Here is a 16,494-nt window from a genome sequence, read left to right on the forward strand (position 1 = left end):
TCGTCAGAGCGAAAGGTTGCGCGTGATGAAGTCGGCGAGGTCCTGCGCTTCGGGTCCGAGCGTCGCACGGCCCTTCACCAAAGCGAGTTCCGCTTCGGGTTGCGGCTCGAAGCCTTCGGCCGGCGTCAGCCGCCGATGATCCGGCAGGACGGCATTGGCCGGCACGAGGCTGACGCCGAGGCCGGAAGCGACGGCGGCCTGCACGCCCATCAGGCCCTGGCTGGTATAGGCGATCCGCCAGCGCCGACCGCTGCGTTCCACAGCGCGCATGGCGCGCTCCCGATAGATGCAGCCGACCGGGAAGACGGCGAGGGGCACGATGTCGTCCTCGACGGCGCGGTTCTCGCTGCCGATCCAGACGAGGTCCTCCTTCCAGCTCGCGAGACAGGCGCCCACACTCGGCTCGCGCTTGACGAGCGCCAGATCGATCTCGCCCGCCTCCAGAAGCCGCCCGAGGCCCGTGCTCCAGCCGCTCGTCGTATCCAGGCGAAGATGCGGCGAGGCATCGGCGAAGCCCGACAGCAGATCGATCAGCCGCCGACCGGCGAAATCTTCGGGAACGCCGAGCCGTACGGTGCGTGGCGCCGAGGGCCGGCGCATCACCTCGGTCGCCTCGTCGGCCGTGGCGAGCAACCGGCGGGCATAGCTCAGGAGCAGCTCGCCGGCTTCCGTCGTCTGCAGCGTCCCGCTCGACCGGTCGCGCAGGATGAGGGTCTGGGACAGGCCGGTTTCCAGCTTCTTGATCTGCTGGCTGACGGTGGATTGTGTGAGGAAAACGCGCTCGGCCGCGCGGGTGAAACCGCCACTGTCGATGACGGCCACAAAGGTGCGCAGCAGGTCGAGGTCGAACGGGTAGCTCATTGGATTCCGCAATTCGGTTTATCGGAACATTTAATTTCCCGATGACGTCGATCTTTGTCAACATGAGCCGGAACGCAAAGGAGGACCCGGGATGACATTATCCGGACCACGGCCGGAATGGCTGACATTCGATTGCTACGGCACCTTGATCCAGTGGGACGAGGGGCTGATGGCGGCGATCGAGACAATTCTGTCGGACGAGGTTGCGACCGTCGATCCCGCAGCCTTCATTGCGACCTTCGACGGTCACGAGCACGCGCTGGAAGCGGAGCGGCCGCACCGATCGTTCCGCGCGGTCAGCGCGCTCGCCTTGGAAAAGACGATGGCGGCGTTCGGCCTCCGCTTCGATGCCGCGGATGCCGAGATCCTCACCGGATCGATCGGCCGCATGCCGCCTTTTCCAGAGGTGGTCGAGACGCTTCGCCGGCTCAAGGAGGCCGGCTTCAAGCTCGCGATCATCTCCAACACGGACGATGCGATCATCGCCGGAAACGTCTCCCAGCTCGGAGGGGTCATCGATCGGGTGATCACGGCCGAGCAGGCCGGCGCCTACAAGCCGACGGCGCAGATCTTTCAGCATGCCTGGGACAGCCTCGGCATTTCGCGCGACGCACTGGTGCATATCTGCGCGAGCCCGCATCTCGACCTTGTCGCGGCGCGCGATCTGGGCTTTCGTACGATCTGGATCGACCGTGGAACGGGTCGCAAGCCGCCTTCGGATTACCGGCCGGAGGCGCGCGTCCCCTCGCTCGACCACGTGCCCGGCCTGCTCCGGGCGGCCGGATGGATGACATGAGACTTTGGAGGCCGATATGGCGCATGAATTGACGATCCCGAAGACCGGCCCTGCCTTGCTGCGCAACGTGTCGCTGGAGACCGACGAGATCTGGCAGGCGCGTGCCGATCTTGCCGCCTGCCTGCGCATGGCGGCGCGGCTCGGGCTGGAGGAGGGTATCTGCAACCATTTTTCCGCCGTGGTGCCCGGGCATCCCGATCTCTTCCTCGTCAACCGGCTCGGCTGGGCGTTTCAGGAGGCGACCGCCTCGTCGCTGCTCGTCTGCGATTTCGAGGGCCATGTGATCGCGGGCGACGGGGTGCCGGAGGCGACGGCCTTCTACATTCACGCCCGGCTGCACAAGCAGAACCCACGCGTCGGCGCCGCCTTTCACACGCACATGCCGAACGCGACCGCGCTCAGCATGGTCGAAGGCGAGCCGCTGGTCTGGGCGGGGCAGACGGCGCTGAAATTCTACGGTCGCGTCGCCGTGGACGCCGCCTATAACGGGCTGGCGCTGGACGAGAGCGAAGGCGACCGCATCGCGGCGGTCCTGGGCGACAAGGACATTCTGTTCATGAAGAACCACGGGGTCATGGTCTGTGGGCCGACGATCGCGGAGGCATGGGACGACCTTTATTACCTTGAGCGCGCGGCGGAGGTGCAGCTGAAGGCGATGAGCACCGGGCGCCGCCTGCTGCCGGTCTCGCCGGAGATCGCGACCCTTGCCGCACGGCAGATGCGCGAGGGCGACCCGGAAAGTGCAAGGCTCCATCTGGAAAGCGTGCGGCGGGTTCTGGACCGGCAGCAACCGGACTATACGAGCTGAGGCATTCGGCGAAGCCCGCGCTCAGCGCGGGTGCATTTCCTCGCCGTCCTCGTCCTCGTCGCCGATCGGCGCTTCCATGGTGAAGACCACGCCCGTCACGTCGAATCGCAGTTCGGCGCTGCCGCCGAGGCTGTTGGACAGCACGCGTTCGATCATGCGCGTGCCGAAGCCGCGGCTGGTCGGGGGTGCGACGGGCGGTCCGTCGCGCTCTTCCCAGGTGAGCTTCAGGCGTTTCAGCGGCGCGTCCGGCACGGCATGCCAGCGCACGCGAATGCGTCCGGCGAGGTTGGACAGCGCGCCGTACTTGATGGCGTTGGTCGCCAGTTCATGCAGCGCCATGGCGAGCGTCAGCACGAGATTGGAGGAGACCTGCAGATCCGGCCCGTCGATATCGATCCGGTTCGGGTAGCTGTCCCAGAACGGATCGAGCGTCGCGCGCACGATGCGGCCGAGATCGGCGCCCGCGAAGTTGCCGGACACCAGCAGGTCCTGTGCAGCGCCGATCGACTGGAGGCGCGACGTGATGGCCTTGCCGGCGGCTTCCTTGTCCGGGGCCTGACGAAGCGTCTGGTTGATCACGGATTGCACCGTGGTCATCAGGTTCTTCATGCGGTGGCTGAGTTCGCGCACGGTGATGGCGCGCGCCTCCTCGGTGCGCTTGCGGTCGGTGATGTCCACCGACAGCCCCGACATCTGCGACGCGTGACCGTCCTGCTCGTAATAGACCAGCCCGCGGATGTGCACCCAGCGCAGCCGACCATCGGGCAGGACACAGCGATGCTCGACGTCATACTCCTCGTGGCGTTCCACGGCGTTGCGAAACGCCTCGTGGACCCGCGCCTGATCCTCCGGCAGGACGGCGTTCAGGAGATCGCTGACCGTGAAATCCTGGTCGGGTGCGAAGCCGAAGTTCGCCTTGCAGTCCGGTGAGGCGACGAGTTCCATGGTCGCGATATTGAGGGTCCAGTAGCCGAGATGGCCCGCTTCCATGGCGAAGCGAAGCTGCGTCTCGTTGCGCTTCAGCTCGGCCGTGCGCTTCTGGACTTCACCCTCCAGCAGGTCGCGGTCCCGTTCCAGCCGCACGACCCGGTCGCGCTCCATCGTGACATCGAGCTGCGACGCGAAGAAGTAGGTGAGGTCGCCCTCCTCGTTGAACACGGGCGAGATCAGCAGGCGATTCCAGAATTTTTCGCCATTCTTCTTGTAGTTTACGACATCGATTTCGATCGGATACAGATTGTCGATCGCATCGCGAATTTTCTGGATATCGTCGCGATCGGTTTCCGGGCCCTGGAGAAAGCGACAGTTCTTGTCGATGATCTCGTGACGCTCGTAGCCGGTGAAGCGCAGGAAGGCTTCGTTGACGAACACGATCGGATTGTCGGGCCTCGACGGATCGGTAATCAGCATGGGCATGCGCGTTGCGCGCACCGCTGCTGCGAAGGGGTCGTGCCCGACATCCCTCCGGGCAATCTGGGCCTCGATACGCTGATGCTCTGTGACGTCGTTCAATGACTGTCCTCTCGGTGGCCTTTCTCCTAGACGGTTAATTCAGGGCGGCCATTTAAAAAAACAATATCCGAGTCAAAAACTTGGGGAAACGGAGGATCTGGGTCGTCATGATCGGTCGGACGTCGATGGATCGTGTGAGACGGCCCGGGAAGGGCCGCCTCGGAGATCTTGCGGCCTTATTTCTTGCCCGTCGACAGCACGCGGCTGGACGCATCGTCAAGAGCGCGGCTGCTGTCCTGGCCGTCACGCTTCAAGCCGTTGGCCGTGTTGCCGCAGCCGGCCAGCGTCAGGGCGGAGATGGTGAGGATGGCGATGAAGATCGGGCGCATGGTTTCTCCTTCGGACAAGGTTCGGTTGGGTTATTCAGGTCTCGATCCGGAAAATGTGGCGAGCCGCGACTTTGTCAATCCTCGACGTGCGGTTCGCCTGACGCCGGCATCGGACCGCGTTTCTTCGCCGCGAAGCTGCGGCTGAGATAATGCGAGCCGGCCAGACCGAACCGCCAGGGATGATCGATTGCCTTGGTGATGCCGATCCGCGGGCCTGCGACGATGTCGACGGGACTTTGCGCTGCTGTGAGATGAAAGGGCGCGGCCAGCAGCGACAGGCCGTCATGACCGGCATCGATGCCGAGCGCCTGGCAGAGGCGACCCGGCCCGGCGCAGAGGAGCCTCGGATTGTCGAGCCCGCGGCGATCGACCATCGCCTGCAGGCCGGCTGTCGGCTGCAGCGCGCGAACGAGCACGGCGCTCCCCGGGCGGCAGACCATATTCATGCACCAGTGCATGCCATAGGATCGGTAGACATAGGCATGCGCCGGCGGCCCGAACATGGCGCGGTTGCGCGGCGTCGGGCCGCGAAAGCTATGGGAGGCCGCATCGTCCGGCTCATAGGCTTCGGTTTCCACGATGACGCCGCCGATCCCGTCGACGAGCAGGGACGCGCCGACGAGGTCGCGGGCGGCATCGAAAGCGGAACGGTCGAAAAAATCGGCGTGGATCATCATGGTCGTCTGTGGTCCAGCCCTTTGAGCGAGGGGGTTCGGATCGTCCTCTGGCGCGAACCCAAGGGAACGATCCGGCACGATTTCTCGTTGGGGAGGAAAAGGAGATTCCCCATGCTCGTCAAGTCTTCCCTTCGAAACGCGCTGCTGACCGCCGCCGGCGCCGCAGCTTTTACGGCGACCGTCCTGTCCGTCGTGATCGTGCCCACCCGTGCCGCCTTCGCCCAGGCGCAGCAGGGCGAGTGCGCCGTCGGCACGCCGCAGAAGGGCACGGCGCCGAACGCAAATCCCGGCAGCGGCTCGCTGACCGAAAAACTCGACGACTGCAACGGCGTGCTCAAGCCACCGGCCGTCGGCGATAGCGAGATCGTCGAGCCTGCACCGCAGACCGGCCAGATGCCGGTGATCACGCCAAATGAACTGCCCAAGGATGGAAATCCGCCGCAACAGCCGTAAGTCTCACTCATAAGGCCGAGAGAGGGTTTCATGGCAGACGGACATCAGGCCGGAAGGCAGGCAGTGAGCGGCGCAGTATCGCTCGGGGATCAGGCTCCGGAAAGCGATATCCGCGGGCGGCTCGCCGAGACGCCGTCCGCCATTCCCTTTCATGGGCTGAAGGACGTCTTCTGGCGGGTGATTGCCGAGATCAGCGAGGACCGCGTGACGCTGATTGCGGCCGGGGTCACCTATTATCTCCTGCTCGCGTTGTTCCCGGCGCTCGCCGCTCTCGTCTCCATCTACGGTTTCGTCGCGGATCCCGGTGCGATCGGCGCGCAGGTGACCCTGCTTGCCGATGTCGTTCCGACCGGCTCGCTCGATATCATTCTCGAGCAGTTGAAGACGCTCGCCACACAGAAGGCATCGACGCTGTCGATCGGCTTCGTGTTCGGCCTCGGCGTCGCCCTCTGGAGTGCGCATAACGGCATGCGCGCCTTGTTCGACGCGATGAACATCGCTTATGGCGAGACGGAGAAGCGCGGGTTCTTCAAGCTGACCGGTCTGGGGCTGCTGTTCACGCTCGGTGCGCTCGGCGTCGCGGTCGTCGTCATCTCGGCCATCGGCATCCTGCCGGCCGTTCTGGCGTTTCTCTGGCTCGACCGCTGGGTGGAGCTTCTGGCGCGTTTCGCGCGCTGGCCGCTGATGCTGGCGATCGTCTGCTTTGCCACGATGATGCTCTATCGCTACGGCCCGAGCCGGGAGACGGCCAAGCTCCGCTGGCTCACCTGGGGCGCCGCCTTCACCAGTTTCGCCTGGCTTGGCGCATCGCTCGGCTTTTCCTACTACATCGAGAATTTTGCCAATTACAACGCGACTTACGGCACGCTCGGCGCCTTGATCGGCTTCATGGTGTGGACCTGGATGTCGGTGATCATCCTGATCGTCGGGGCGGAAATCAATGCGGAGCTGGAGCACCAGACCACGATCGATTCGACCACCGGGCATCCGAGGCCGATGGGAGAGCGCGGTGCCTATGTGGCCGACACGATCGGCGATCCCGCGTCCTGAGCCGCACTGAAACGTCCAAGGCCCGCATTTGGCGACCATGAAAAAAGCGACTGTCGCATCCCTGCGGCAATCGCTCCTAACGTTTCGAAGAATATGGCATGTCGACCCTTACTGGGGCTTCGTCTCGTTCATGGCGGCTTCGTGATACCAGCTGTCGATGATGACAGGGGAGGCGGGGGTCTCGACTTTGACGTCGGGGGCCGTCTTCCAGCTGTTCAATCCTTTCAGGCCTCCAACCGGGAATTGGTAGATCGTTGCCGACTGGCGCTGTGGTGTCATTGGCATGGCATCGGCTCCCTTTTTATTTGTCCGAGTTATATGACGTTCATATGCACATATTTTGCGCTGAATGTCTAAAAATAAATCAATTTCCTGTCGGGTTTTCGCGCAATTTTTGCTTCGGCGGCCAATTTTGCGCTGAATGCGCATTTTTTCTGCCTGCATTTTCCCCGTACGAACTCGTCGTGGTCCTGCAGGGTTCCGCCCGGCTGCCAAAGTGCTGTGCTGCAGGGCGCAAATTGCTGCATCTTTTCAAGCGGGAGGCGGCGAGGCTGCGATTTCCTGCGCTGGAACACACAGAATAATCGGCTTGAGGCGCTCTTCGTCACAAAACTGGCACGGCATGTGCATTCCCTTCTGGTCAGAGGGTTCGGTTGCCGGTTTCGGCGTCGATCTCCTGGATTGCTCACCACTTATGAGAGATTTGCCATGACCAAGTATAAGCTCGAGTACATCTGGCTCGACGGGTACACACCGGTACCGAACCTGCGCGGCAAGACGCAGATCAAGGAATTCGACGCGTTCCCGGCACTGGAGCAGCTGCCGCTCTGGGGCTTTGACGGTAGCTCGACCATGCAGGCCGAAGGCCGCAGCTCCGACTGCGTTCTCAAGCCGGTCGCGCTCTACCCGGATCCCGCCCGCACGAACGGCGTTCTGGTCATGTGCGAAGTCATGATGCCGGACGGCGTCACCCCGCATGCAAGCAATTCCCGCGCGACCATCCTCGATGACGAAGGCACGTGGTTCGGCTTCGAACAGGAATACTTCTTCTACCAGAACGGCCGTCCGCTCGGCTTCCCCGAGCAGGGCTATCCCGCACCGCAGGGCCCGTACTACACCGGCGTCGGCTACAGCAATGTCGGCGACGTCGCACGCGAGATCGTCGAAGAGCATCTGGACCTCTGCCTGGAAGCCGGCATCAACCACGAAGGCATCAATGCCGAAGTGGCCAAGGGCCAGTGGGAATTCCAGATCTTCGGCAAGGGCTCCAAGAAGGCTGCCGACGAAATCTGGATCGCTCGCTACCTGCTGCAGCGCCTGACCGAAAAGTACGGCATCGACATCGAGTACCATTGCAAGCCGCTCGGCGACACCGACTGGAACGGCTCGGGCATGCACTGCAACTTCTCGACGGCCTATATGCGCGAAGTCGGCGGCAAGGCCTATTTCGAAGCGCTCATGGGTGCCTTCGAGAAGAACCTGATGGACCACATCGCCGTCTACGGCCCCGACAATGACAAGCGTCTGACGGGCAAGCACGAAACGGCTCCTTGGAACAAGTTCAGCTACGGCGTCGCCGATCGTGGCGCGTCCATCCGCGTTCCCCACTCGTTCATCAAGAACGACTACAAGGGCTACCTGGAAGACCGTCGCCCGAATTCGCAGGGCTGCCCCTACCAGATCGCTTCCGCCGTTCTCAAGACGATTTCGGAAGTCCCGACCGAAGGCTTCGCCTCGGCCGCTGCCTGATCGGATCGTCCTCGCCGGGTGATCGGTGGGAATGATGCGCGATTGGCCTGCAAGACGGGCTGATGTGACAAAATGTAAAACGACGCCGGGAAACTGGCGTCGTTTTTTTGTTGATGCGATCCGGCGCGATTCTTGCCGTGTGCGAAAGGCCTTTGGCTATCTGCGGAGTGCTTAGCTCTGGTGACATTGCACGTGACAGACCTGCGGTGCGACAGGCCTGTCGTGTGACTGGCGTTCCGCATCGATCACCGCACGCGAAGGTCATTATGGTCGGTCTGCGACAGATCCCGGTGGAACGCTTTTGAGGGCAGTGCGTCGCGAGGCCCTGTGCGCCGTCATAGCGTGCTTCTGGTCACAGGTCGTTCGTCGCGTGGACCGCAGGGAGAAACGAAAAAACCCCTCTGCCGGGGATGGCAGAAGGGCTTGGCTCTCAATCCCCGGGATCTCTTTTGGCCGAGATCGGGTGTCGTCGCTGCAAGAATGTTACGGCGCCCGTGTCGCTGCCGGCGGCGTGACGGGTGTCGTTACCGCGGGCGTCGTGGCGGCGCTGCCGTCGATGTAAGGCAGGATCTCCAGGCCGCCATGGTAGAGCATGCTGAGTGCGACGTAGAAGATGACGGCGAGACCGACATAGGCGATCCAGCGATGCTTGTGCAGCAGGTTGGCGATGAAGCTGGCGGCGAGACCCATCAGCGCGATGGAGACGATCAGGCCGATGACCAGCACCGTCGGGTGATCCTGCGCAGCACCAGCGACCGCGAGAACATTGTCGAGCGACATGGAAACGTCGGCGATGACGATCTGCGTTGCCGCCTGGAGGAACGTCTTGCGGACGCGCGTCTCGTCGGCTGCGTCCCCGGTTTCGTGCGCGGCGTTATGATCCGCCTGGCGAAGCTCGCTCCACATCTTCCAGCAGACCCAAAGCAGCAGGAGACCGCCGACGAACTGCAGGCCGACGATGGCGAGAAGCTGGACGGTGATGGCGGCAAAGGCAATGCGCAGGACCGTGGCGGCGATGATGCCGACGAGGATGGCCTTGCGGCGCTGATCCGTGGGCAGGCCCGCAGCAGCGAGGCCGATCACGATGGCATTATCGCCGGCCAGCACCAGATCGATGGCAATGACCTGCAGAAAGGCAGCCATTCCGGCTGCTGTAAAAATTTCCATGTCGGATCTGTCTCCCTCGTGCCGTTCATTCCGAATGACAATTGCGTTACCTGTTCGCTAAAGCCATTCAAACCATCAAGGCAAGGGGAAATCGCCACATTTCCGTTTCCAGCGTGCTTCCGGAGGTCGCCCTGTCGCAATTCCGCATGGCCGGAACCCGCCAGCCTTGGGACGTCCTATCGGCGCGTCGGATCGACGGCCAGGTGATCGCGTTGCGTCAACTCGTAGAGCGCCGGCTCGATGGTGCTATTTTCTACATTGGGGAGATAGTAGACGTGGACGAAGACAAAGGCGAGCAGGCCGCCGATCACGTTCATGGCGGCGAAGATCAGGATTTCTCTGTCCATTTTGCGTCTCTCTTGAGAACGCCCCGGTTCAACGATGGACAGGACGACCTTTTTTGCCCAGAGGTCGCCCTGCCGTTCAGGATAAATCCAAGTTTCCAGGCCTAAAGCGCGGGAACACGGCGCTTGGCGGCCATCAAGAGGTCCAGTTCGGTCGAAGACGGCCCGAAGCGTTCATAGAGACGTTTCGCCTCCTCCGTCTGCAGACCATAGCGCGATTGAAACTCCTCCAGCGTGCAGGATTCCCCGCGTACCGTCTTTCCTCGTATTCCCTTCAGATCCGTCATGTCACCGCTCCCTTGCAAGTCGCATCCGCACTCTCGCCTGTGAACGCCTCGATTCCGCCGAAGTTCCCTGAACGGTCCGGATTTCCAACCGGGATCGCGGTGATGTCCCGCTTAGCCGCGCGAACGCCCCTCCAGGGCTTTCAGAGCCGCCATGCCGGCCGTCTGCGCCTGGAGCTGGGACGGGAACTTGCCCGTGGCAGGGTGGGTCACGCCACGGAAGGTCAGGATAAAACTCCACGTACCGTCACGCTGCTTGGCAATGGCAATGTTCGACTTCGCCGGTGTCGTCTCGCTCATCTCGGTCGTCTCTCCTGTGCCATCGAAGCTCTATCGCCTCGTTACCGATCCCTTAAGGCAACTTCGCTCCCGCGCACATCCCTATTTCCCGTCCGCGGATCGGTCATGCAGTCTGCGATGCGACCTCTTCGCATGTGCGAAACACATAGCTGCATTGCAATATCGTCGCTCGCTCGGCTCCGGGATCATTGTATGATGAACCTATCGAAGCGATGCACCTCCTCCGCAGAGCTTCGATGATCTTGACGCTCCCATCCTCCTCCCGGGATCGTCAGTGTTGGTTGCAGCTTCTTCTCCTCCCGAGCTGCCAACCGGAATTGAGAGCCTGCTGCACCTCCTCCCGCAGCAGGCTCTTTTCGTTTCAGAAGCGTCTGCTTTTCGAATCCTTTCCTGCTGATGATCGATGCGAGGCCCTTTGCATCGTTCAGCGGAACATTGAACAGGAATATGCGTTCCGCATTGTGGTTCAGGGAGCGCCAAGCCTGTGGGTTCGAACGCCAAACTGTCCGGTCGCCGTCCTCATCGGATGAGGCGGGCGCGAAGGGAGACGAGGGCGATCCGGACTCCCCAGAACCGGCGTCATCAGTATCGGCCATTGTCGCGCCGAAATCTTGTCGAGGAGCGCGTCTTGCCCGTCCGTTATCTTATGCTCGGTGTGATCGGCTTCGTCGTCGCCGCCATCCTCAGCGTCGTTGTCGTGCAGCGTCTGGAGGGAAAATCCGGCGATCAGTCCACCACCCCGCCGGACCCGCTGGTCGTCGCGCCGGAAAAGGCAGCAGAACAGAGTCCGTAAGAACGAAATTAAGTTCCCGCGTTCGAACGATCGCACGCGGTCGCCGCCCTTGCTGTCGAGCTGCTTATTCATGTTTTCTCTCTCGCGTGCTCCACAGGCGCGAATGTGTCGTCAAGGCGGTCACCATGCCTCACTTCTATTTCAACCTTCTCGATCACGAAGGCTTCTCGGGCGGCGAGGAGGCCTATGCCTTTCCGGATGTCGCAACGGCGCTGGTCGAAGCGGAGATCGTGCTGGCGGAAATGGCGCTCGACGGTCTGCCGCAGGGACCTCTCGGGCGGCTTGAGGTCGAGGTCCTCGATGAAGCCAGGGTCTGCGTCGGCAAGGTCAGCCTGGAGCTGAGACGGCAAATTTTTCCGTAAGGCCAAGGTCGCTGACGACAAAACCGCCGCTCACGGGGCCGTCGTCGTGCTGGCGGTCAGGTGGCGGACCGCGTCGATGATCGGTTGCATCAGCAGAGCGGCGCCGGCATCCGACAGGTGGTCGTCGTCGAAATAGAAGATCCTGTCCGTCGAGAGACTGTTGACGCAGCGCGCCGCAACGAAGCTGTCGCAGAAGATCGCATCCGGCCGGATTTTGACGAGACGGGGATGTTCCAGCGTGTCGAAGGCGGCGATGACAGCCGCGTTGCGCGCACGATACCGGTCCGCCGATGTTCCGAGCGGCTCGACATCCGTTCCGGTCATCGCCGCGCGCGCCAACAGGTCCGGCACGTTCCAGCCGGCCTCCGGTATGGGATAGACCAGCACGACATTGTAGCCATGATCGAGATAGGCGCGGATGTCTGCGAGGAAAGCCGCGAGCACGCGGTCCTTGCGGGCCGGGTCGGTCTCGCCGCCCATGTCGTCGCGCCGGGCGTAGAGGTCGGCATAGGTCGGCTTCAGCGCCTCGATGCCGCCTTCGCCATTGTCGAAGGCCGTTCCGTCGAGATAGAGCGACCAGCGGCTGACCATGATGATCGTCCGGATGTCGTTCGCGGCGATATAGTCTTCGACGCCTTTGAAGAAGCTGTTGCAGCGCAGGCGGTATTTCGCATTCGAAACGACGAGGCCGGAAAATCCGGCGCAGGAGGAGTGGGAGAGGGCGTAAAGGTCGAGCCCTGCTGCCGTGAAGGCTCTGAGAGCCTCGCCCGTGATCGCGCCCGCATGGGAATCGCCGATCATGATCGTGTCGCTTTTGTCGATGTCCGGCGTCATGCAGGCGCGGACGGGATGCGGCAACGTCGCCTCGCCCTTGTCGAAGAGGCATGTGGCCATGGCCGGATCGGGATGCGCCTGCACGTCGAGCGCGGCCAAAGCCTCCGGCGGCAGCCGAAACGCCAATCCCTCGTCCAGCCGGCCCACCGCACCGATCGCCATCAGGATGGCCGCGACAGCCGCCGTCGCGCCGAGAATGCGCGGGCCGCTGGCGAGCAGCGTGATGCGGCCGGTGCGGAACGGGGTCTCGACGAAGCGCCAGGAGAGGATGGCCAGAAGGACGGCTGCGATCGTCAGGATCGTCATCACAAGCGGTGTCGGCTCGGTCAGGCTGCGAATGCGGGCGAAGGCGAACAGAGGCTGGTGCCAGAGATAGAGGCTGTAGCTGATCAGGCCGATGCCGGTGAGGAGCCGGAGCGACAGACACCGGTGCACGAGCGTGCCGGGGCCGGCAAAGAGGATGATGAGGGCCGTGCCCCCCACAGGCGCCACCGTCCAGGCCGACGGAAACGGTGTGCCTTCGTCATAGAGGAACATGCCGGCCAGAACCGCCACGATGCCGATCAGCGAGAGGACGTTATTGCCGGGCTGCGGGCGTTTCAGAAGAAGGAGCGCGCAGAGCGAACCGGCCAGCAACTCCCAGGCGCGTGTGTGGGGCAGGTAGAAGGCGGCGTTCGGAAATGCGACGGCGCCATAGACCGCAAGGGCGAAGCTGACGAGCGCTGCCAGCAGGACGGTCGCGAAACGCACCCGGGCGCCGTACCGGTGGAGACCCATCAACAGGAGGGGGAAGACGACGTAATACTGCTCCTCGACCGCCAGGCTCCAGGTGTGCAGCAATGGCTGCTTCTCGGCCGCGGCGGCGAAATATCCGCTTTCCTGCCAGAAGAGCACGTTCGACACAAACAGGCAGACGGCAATGATGCTTTCGGCAAAGCTCGTCATCTGCGCCGGCAGCATCCAGGCCCAAGCAAAGGGCAGGCAGCAGAGAATGACGGTGAAGAGCACCGGCATGATGCGCCGCGCGCGTCGCTCGTAGAAGCCGAGAATGGTGAAGGCGCCCTTGTCCTGCGCCGTCGCGATGATGGTGGTGATCAGGTAGCCGCTGATGACGAAGAAGACATCGACACCGACATAGCCACCGGAAAACCAGGCGACGCCGGCATGGAAGAGGATGACCGGGACGACGGCCACGGCCCGGAGGCCATCGATTTCAGGTCGGTGCTGCATGGAACTCGGATCAGGGGGCTGCGAGACGGACGTATACGGAAACCAGAACGCGGCGGATGCTCGATCCGCCGCGAAAAAGGCTCCCTGATCATCCCTTAAATCACAATCGATTTCGGGATGAAATCCCGCGACGAAGCCTTTCCGCCGCGATGTCTCAGGACCGGAAGAGCTTCCAGCGGTTGGGCCGGAAGGCGATGCGCGTGCCGGGCGCTGCGGCGACGTCCGCGGGCAGCTCGATCTCGATCCGGCGCGTGCTGCCGGCAATGTCGAGCTCGACGTGACGCGTGCCGGCCACCCGCCGGCTGATGGTCACGACACCGGCCAGACAGCCGCCGCAACCGTCGAGCAGGTCGATGTCGTGCGGACGGAAGTAAAGCTCGGCCGGCCCCTGCGGCTCCCCCGGCGCGCTGACGCCGATCGAGCGATCTTCGAGCCAGAGCTGACCGTTTTCCACGCGCACCGGCAGGGTGTTGGATTGCCCGATGAAGCCGAAGACGAAGGGGGAGTTCGGCGTGTCGTAGATCTCGTCCGGCGTTCCCACCTGCTCGATCCGGCCCTTGCTCATGACCACGACGCGATCGGCGAGTTCCAGCGCCTCGTCCTGGTCATGCGTCACGAAGACGGTGGTGTGGCCGGTGCGGTCGTGGATCTCGCGCAGCCAGCGGCGCAGCTCCTTGCGCACCTGCGCATCCAGCGCCCCGAACGGCTCGTCGAGCAGCAGCACGTTCGGCTCGACCGCCATGGCGCGGGCGAGCGCCACGCGCTGGCGCTGGCCGCCCGAAAGCTGGGCGGGATAGCGCTTCTCCATGCCGCCGAGCTGGACGAGCTCGATCAGATCTTCGGCCCGCTTGCGGATGTCGGCGGCCGAGGGGCGGCGCGCGGCGGGGCGCACCTTCAGGCCGAAGGCGACGTTGTCGATCACGGTCATATGCCGGAAGAGGGCATAATGCTGGAACACGAAGCCGATATTGCGCTCCTGCACCGTCTTCTTCGAGGCATCGGCGTCGCCGAAGAAGATCGTGCCGTCGGTCGGGCTTTCGAGCCCTGCGATCAGCCGCAGCAGCGTCGTCTTGCCGGACCCGGACGGGCCCAGCAGGGCGATGAGCTCGCCGGAGCGGATATCGAGCGACACTTTCTCGAGAGCCGGAAACCGGCCGAATTCCTTGCGAATGTCCTGAACGCGTACTTCCATAAAACCCTGTACCTTTTTCAGTGCTTGCGTGCGGCGGCGATCTGCGCACTGAACTTGAATTCGAGCAGCGACTTGATGACGAGCGTGACCAGCGCCAGAAGCGCCAGCAGCGTGGCCACCGCGAAGGCGCCGACAAAATTATATTCGTTGTAGAGGATCTCGACCTGCAGGGGCATGGTGTTGGTCATGCCGCGAATATGGCCCGAGACGACCGAAACGGCCCCGAATTCGCCCATGGCGCGAGCGTTGCAGAGAAGCACGCCATAGAGCAGGCCCCATTTGATGTTCGGCAGCGTGACGTACCAGAAGGTCTGCCAGCCGCTGGCGCCGAGCGACAGCGCCGCTTCCTCGTCGCTCGTGCCCTGCTCCTGCATCAGCGGGATCAGTTCGCGGGCGACGAAGGGGAAGGTGACGAAGACCGTGGCGAGCACGATGCCCGGCACCGCAAACAGAACCTTGATGCCATGGCTGGAAAGCCAGGGCCCGAGCAGGCTGTGCGACCCGAACAGAAGCACGAAGACGAGGCCCGATATGACCGGAGATACCGAGAAGGGCAGGTCGATCAGCGTCGTCAGGAACGCCTTGCCCTTGAACTCGAACTTGGCGATGGCCCAGGCAGCGGCGATGCCGAAGACGAGATTGAGCGGCACGGCAATCGCGGCCACCAGCAGCGTCAGCCGGATTGCCGCCCATGTCTCGGGGTCGGCCAGCGCTTCGTAGAACCGTCCGGGCCCGTTGCGCAGGGCCTCGGTGAAGACGATGGCGAGCGGCATCACGAGGAACAGGCCGACGAAGGCGAGCGACAGGGCGATCAGGCCGTAGCGGGCAAGGCGGCTTTCCGAGGTTGCCGACCGCACCATTTCGGAGGTGTTGCCAGATGCGGGCGCGAGGGCATCATGTGCCATAACCATACCTCCGCCGGCTCCAGGCCTGGATGGAATTGATGACGAGCAGCATGACGAAGGAGAGGATCAGCATCACGGCGGCAATCGCGGTCGCGGCGGGATAGTTGAACTCCTCCAGCCGGATAACGATGAGCAGTGGTGCGATCTCCGAGACGTAAGGCAGATTGCCCGCAATGAAGATGACGGAGCCGTATTCGCCGACGCCACGGGCGAAGGCGAGCGCGAAACCGGTCAGCACAGCGGGGGCGAGCCCCGGCAGGAGCACGCGGCTGACGGTCTGGAAGCGCGACGCGCCGAGCGTCGCTGCGGCTTCCTCGACCTCGCGATCGATCTCTTCCATGATCGGCTGCACGGTGCGCACCACGAAGGGCAGGCCGACGAAGATCAGCGCGAAGACGATCCCGACCGGCGTGAAGGCGACCTTGATCCCGAGCGGCGTCAGCAGACTGCCGATCCAGCCGTTCGGAGCATAGAGCGTTGTGAGCGCGATGCCGGCCACGGCCGTCGGCAGGGCGAAGGGCAGGTCGACCATGGCGTCGATGACGCGCCGACCGAAGAATCGGTAGCGCACCAGCACCCAGGCGAGCAGCACGCCGAAGACGACATTGGCGAGCGCTGCGACGAAGGCCGTGCCGAAGCTGATCTTCAGCGCGTTCAGCGTCCGCTGGTCTGTCGCCAGCGTCCAGAACGTGCTCCAGCCGAGCGCGCTCGATCGCCAGGCGAGGCCCGAGAGCGGAATGAGTATGATGAGAATGAGCCATGACAAAGTGACGCCGAGCGCCAACCCGAATCCCGGGATGACGCTCGGCTGTCGAAATTGCCACCGCTGAGGGAGGCTTGCGGTCATG

At 63.3% G+C, this 16,494-nt stretch carries 21 protein-coding genes; 8 read left to right on the plus strand and 13 right to left on the minus strand.

The window, feature by feature from the left end; translation table 11 throughout:
* Positions 1 to 3: 3 nt before the first annotated feature.
* Entirely contained in the window at positions 4 to 861 is an 858-nt protein-coding gene (locus ASG39_RS02975; RefSeq protein ID WP_062592630.1) for a LysR family transcriptional regulator, read from the minus strand.
* Between the two features lie 91 nt (positions 862 to 952).
* On the opposite strand from ASG39_RS02975, the gene ASG39_RS02980 reads away from it, so the two are divergent.
* Entirely contained in the window at positions 953 to 1,657 is a 705-nt protein-coding gene (locus tag ASG39_RS02980) for a haloacid dehalogenase type II (RefSeq protein WP_062592632.1), read from the plus strand.
* 16 nt (positions 1,658 to 1,673) lie between these two features.
* Positions 1,674 to 2,465 (plus strand): aldolase, encoded by a 792-nt coding sequence (locus ASG39_RS02985; RefSeq protein WP_062592634.1) that lies wholly within the window; start codon positions 1,674 to 1,676, stop codon positions 2,463 to 2,465.
* Between the two features lie 21 nt (positions 2,466 to 2,486).
* Here the strand turns inward: ASG39_RS02985 and ASG39_RS02990 are convergent, their stop codons facing one another.
* From ASG39_RS02990 to ASG39_RS03000, 3 genes are all read right to left on the minus strand, one after another.
* Positions 2,487 to 3,977, minus strand: coding sequence for a PAS domain-containing protein (locus ASG39_RS02990; RefSeq protein ID WP_062592636.1), 1,491 nt, complete (start codon positions 3,975 to 3,977; stop codon positions 2,487 to 2,489).
* A gap of 176 nt (positions 3,978 to 4,153) precedes the next feature.
* Positions 4,154 to 4,306, minus strand: coding sequence for a hypothetical protein (locus ASG39_RS02995; RefSeq protein ID WP_062592638.1), 153 nt, complete (start codon positions 4,304 to 4,306; stop codon positions 4,154 to 4,156).
* Between the two features lie 74 nt (positions 4,307 to 4,380).
* Positions 4,381 to 4,980 (minus strand): DNA-3-methyladenine glycosylase, encoded by a 600-nt coding sequence (locus ASG39_RS03000; RefSeq protein WP_156468020.1) that lies wholly within the window; start codon positions 4,978 to 4,980, stop codon positions 4,381 to 4,383.
* A 114-nt stretch (positions 4,981 to 5,094) separates the two neighbouring features.
* On the opposite strand from ASG39_RS03000, the gene ASG39_RS03005 reads away from it, so the two are divergent.
* Both ASG39_RS03005 and ASG39_RS03010 read left to right on the plus strand, forming a co-directional pair.
* Positions 5,095 to 5,436: a hypothetical protein gene (locus ASG39_RS03005; protein ID WP_062592642.1), complete on the plus strand. Its 342-nt coding sequence runs from the start codon at positions 5,095 to 5,097 to the stop codon at positions 5,434 to 5,436.
* Positions 5,437 to 5,499: 63 nt separating this feature from the next.
* Positions 5,500 to 6,486, plus strand: a complete 987-nt coding sequence (locus ASG39_RS03010; RefSeq protein WP_062593378.1) for a YihY/virulence factor BrkB family protein — start codon at positions 5,500 to 5,502, stop codon at positions 6,484 to 6,486.
* A 108-nt stretch (positions 6,487 to 6,594) separates the two neighbouring features.
* On the opposite strand, the gene ASG39_RS24055 is transcribed toward ASG39_RS03010, so the two are convergent.
* Complete coding sequence (locus tag ASG39_RS24055) at positions 6,595 to 6,771, minus strand: DUF2735 domain-containing protein (protein WP_162242405.1); 177 nt, start codon at positions 6,769 to 6,771, stop codon at positions 6,595 to 6,597.
* 423 nt (positions 6,772 to 7,194) lie between these two features.
* Between ASG39_RS24055 and ASG39_RS03015 the strand changes: the two genes are divergently transcribed.
* A complete protein-coding gene (locus ASG39_RS03015; RefSeq protein ID WP_062592644.1) occupies positions 7,195 to 8,235 on the plus strand; it encodes a glutamine synthetase beta-grasp domain-containing protein in 1,041 nt (346 codons plus the stop codon).
* Positions 8,236 to 8,718: 483 nt separating this feature from the next.
* On the opposite strand, the gene ASG39_RS03020 is transcribed toward ASG39_RS03015, so the two are convergent.
* Positions 8,719 to 9,402: a TerC family protein gene (locus ASG39_RS03020; RefSeq protein ID WP_062592645.1), complete on the minus strand. Its 684-nt coding sequence runs from the start codon at positions 9,400 to 9,402 to the stop codon at positions 8,719 to 8,721.
* Between the two features lie 41 nt (positions 9,403 to 9,443).
* On the opposite strand from ASG39_RS03020, the gene ASG39_RS23610 reads away from it, so the two are divergent.
* Positions 9,444 to 9,854 (plus strand): hypothetical protein, encoded by a 411-nt coding sequence (locus ASG39_RS23610; RefSeq protein WP_156467988.1) that lies wholly within the window; start codon positions 9,444 to 9,446, stop codon positions 9,852 to 9,854.
* Here the strand turns inward: ASG39_RS23610 and ASG39_RS03025 are convergent.
* The 3 genes from ASG39_RS03025 to ASG39_RS23615 all read right to left on the minus strand — a co-directional run bounded on the left by ASG39_RS03025 (position 9,851) and on the right by ASG39_RS23615 (position 10,926).
* Complete coding sequence (locus ASG39_RS03025; RefSeq protein ID WP_062592647.1) at positions 9,851 to 10,033, minus strand: hypothetical protein; 183 nt, start codon at positions 10,031 to 10,033, stop codon at positions 9,851 to 9,853. The two genes, ASG39_RS23610 and ASG39_RS03025, sit on opposite strands and share 4 nt — an antisense overlap.
* A gap of 111 nt (positions 10,034 to 10,144) precedes the next feature.
* The gene (locus ASG39_RS03030; protein WP_062592649.1) at positions 10,145 to 10,330 is read right to left on the minus strand and encodes a hypothetical protein; all 186 of its coding nucleotides are present in this window, start codon (positions 10,328 to 10,330) and stop codon (positions 10,145 to 10,147) included.
* Between the two features lie 185 nt (positions 10,331 to 10,515).
* The gene (locus tag ASG39_RS23615) at positions 10,516 to 10,926 is read right to left on the minus strand and encodes a hypothetical protein (protein WP_156467989.1); all 411 of its coding nucleotides are present in this window, start codon (positions 10,924 to 10,926) and stop codon (positions 10,516 to 10,518) included.
* Positions 10,927 to 10,958: 32 nt separating this feature from the next.
* On the opposite strand from ASG39_RS23615, the gene ASG39_RS23620 reads away from it, so the two are divergent.
* Both ASG39_RS23620 and ASG39_RS03035 read left to right on the plus strand, forming a co-directional pair.
* Entirely contained in the window at positions 10,959 to 11,123 is a 165-nt protein-coding gene (locus ASG39_RS23620) for a hypothetical protein (protein WP_156467990.1), read from the plus strand.
* A 125-nt stretch (positions 11,124 to 11,248) separates the two neighbouring features.
* Complete coding sequence (locus ASG39_RS03035) at positions 11,249 to 11,485, plus strand: hypothetical protein (protein ID WP_156467991.1); 237 nt, start codon at positions 11,249 to 11,251, stop codon at positions 11,483 to 11,485.
* A 30-nt stretch (positions 11,486 to 11,515) separates the two neighbouring features.
* On the opposite strand, the gene ASG39_RS03040 is transcribed toward ASG39_RS03035, so the two are convergent.
* The 4 genes from ASG39_RS03040 to cysT form a co-directional block, all read right to left on the minus strand.
* Positions 11,516 to 13,549, minus strand: coding sequence for an acyltransferase family protein (locus ASG39_RS03040; protein WP_062592653.1), 2,034 nt, complete (start codon positions 13,547 to 13,549; stop codon positions 11,516 to 11,518).
* 154 nt (positions 13,550 to 13,703) lie between these two features.
* Positions 13,704 to 14,741: a sulfate/molybdate ABC transporter ATP-binding protein gene (locus tag ASG39_RS03045; protein ID WP_062592655.1), complete on the minus strand. Its 1,038-nt coding sequence runs from the start codon at positions 14,739 to 14,741 to the stop codon at positions 13,704 to 13,706.
* A 17-nt stretch (positions 14,742 to 14,758) separates the two neighbouring features.
* Positions 14,759 to 15,646: a sulfate ABC transporter permease subunit CysW gene (gene cysW / locus ASG39_RS03050; RefSeq protein WP_062592658.1), complete on the minus strand. Its 888-nt coding sequence runs from the start codon at positions 15,644 to 15,646 to the stop codon at positions 14,759 to 14,761.
* Positions 15,636 to 16,493: a sulfate ABC transporter permease subunit CysT gene (cysT, locus tag ASG39_RS03055; protein WP_062592660.1), complete on the minus strand. Its 858-nt coding sequence runs from the start codon at positions 16,491 to 16,493 to the stop codon at positions 15,636 to 15,638. The genes cysW and cysT overlap by 11 nt, the downstream gene beginning before the upstream one ends.
* Position 16,494: the final 1 nt, after the last annotated feature.

Origin of the sequence: Rhizobium sp. Leaf371 (genome assembly GCF_001424045.1) — a bacterium.
GTDB lineage: Bacteria > Pseudomonadota > Alphaproteobacteria > Rhizobiales > Rhizobiaceae > Ferranicluibacter.

Excerpts from the sequence above, each read along its gene's own strand:
- ASG39_RS02975 (WP_062592630.1), bottom strand. The coding sequence starts at position 861 with ATGAGCTACCCGTTCGACCTCGACCTGCTGCGCACCTTTGTGGCCGTC.
- ASG39_RS02980 (WP_062592632.1), top strand. The coding sequence starts at position 953 with ATGACATTATCCGGACCACGGCCGGAATGGCTGACATTCGATTGCTAC.
- ASG39_RS02985 (WP_062592634.1), top strand. The coding sequence starts at position 1,674 with ATGGCGCATGAATTGACGATCCCGAAGACCGGCCCTGCCTTGCTGCGC.
- ASG39_RS02995 (WP_062592638.1), bottom strand. The coding sequence starts at position 4,306 with ATGCGCCCGATCTTCATCGCCATCCTCACCATCTCCGCCCTGACGCTG.
- ASG39_RS03000 (WP_156468020.1), bottom strand. The coding sequence starts at position 4,980 with ATGATCCACGCCGATTTTTTCGACCGTTCCGCTTTCGATGCCGCCCGC.
- ASG39_RS03005 (WP_062592642.1), top strand. The coding sequence starts at position 5,095 with ATGCTCGTCAAGTCTTCCCTTCGAAACGCGCTGCTGACCGCCGCCGGC.
- ASG39_RS24055 (WP_162242405.1), bottom strand. The coding sequence starts at position 6,771 with ATGCCAATGACACCACAGCGCCAGTCGGCAACGATCTACCAATTCCCG.
- ASG39_RS03015 (WP_062592644.1), top strand. The coding sequence starts at position 7,195 with ATGACCAAGTATAAGCTCGAGTACATCTGGCTCGACGGGTACACACCG.
- ASG39_RS03020 (WP_062592645.1), bottom strand. The coding sequence starts at position 9,402 with ATGGAAATTTTTACAGCAGCCGGAATGGCTGCCTTTCTGCAGGTCATT.
- ASG39_RS03025 (WP_062592647.1), bottom strand. The coding sequence starts at position 10,033 with ATGACGGATCTGAAGGGAATACGAGGAAAGACGGTACGCGGGGAATCC.
- ASG39_RS03030 (WP_062592649.1), bottom strand. The coding sequence starts at position 10,330 with ATGAGCGAGACGACACCGGCGAAGTCGAACATTGCCATTGCCAAGCAG.
- ASG39_RS23615 (WP_156467989.1), bottom strand. The coding sequence starts at position 10,926 with ATGGCCGATACTGATGACGCCGGTTCTGGGGAGTCCGGATCGCCCTCG.
- ASG39_RS03035 (WP_156467991.1), top strand. The coding sequence starts at position 11,249 with ATGCCTCACTTCTATTTCAACCTTCTCGATCACGAAGGCTTCTCGGGC.
- ASG39_RS03040 (WP_062592653.1), bottom strand. The coding sequence starts at position 13,549 with ATGCAGCACCGACCTGAAATCGATGGCCTCCGGGCCGTGGCCGTCGTC.
- ASG39_RS03045 (WP_062592655.1), bottom strand. The coding sequence starts at position 14,741 with ATGGAAGTACGCGTTCAGGACATTCGCAAGGAATTCGGCCGGTTTCCG.
- cysW (WP_062592658.1), bottom strand. The coding sequence starts at position 15,646 with ATGGCACATGATGCCCTCGCGCCCGCATCTGGCAACACCTCCGAAATG.
- cysT (WP_062592660.1), bottom strand. The coding sequence starts at position 16,493 with ATGACCGCAAGCCTCCCTCAGCGGTGGCAATTTCGACAGCCGAGCGTC.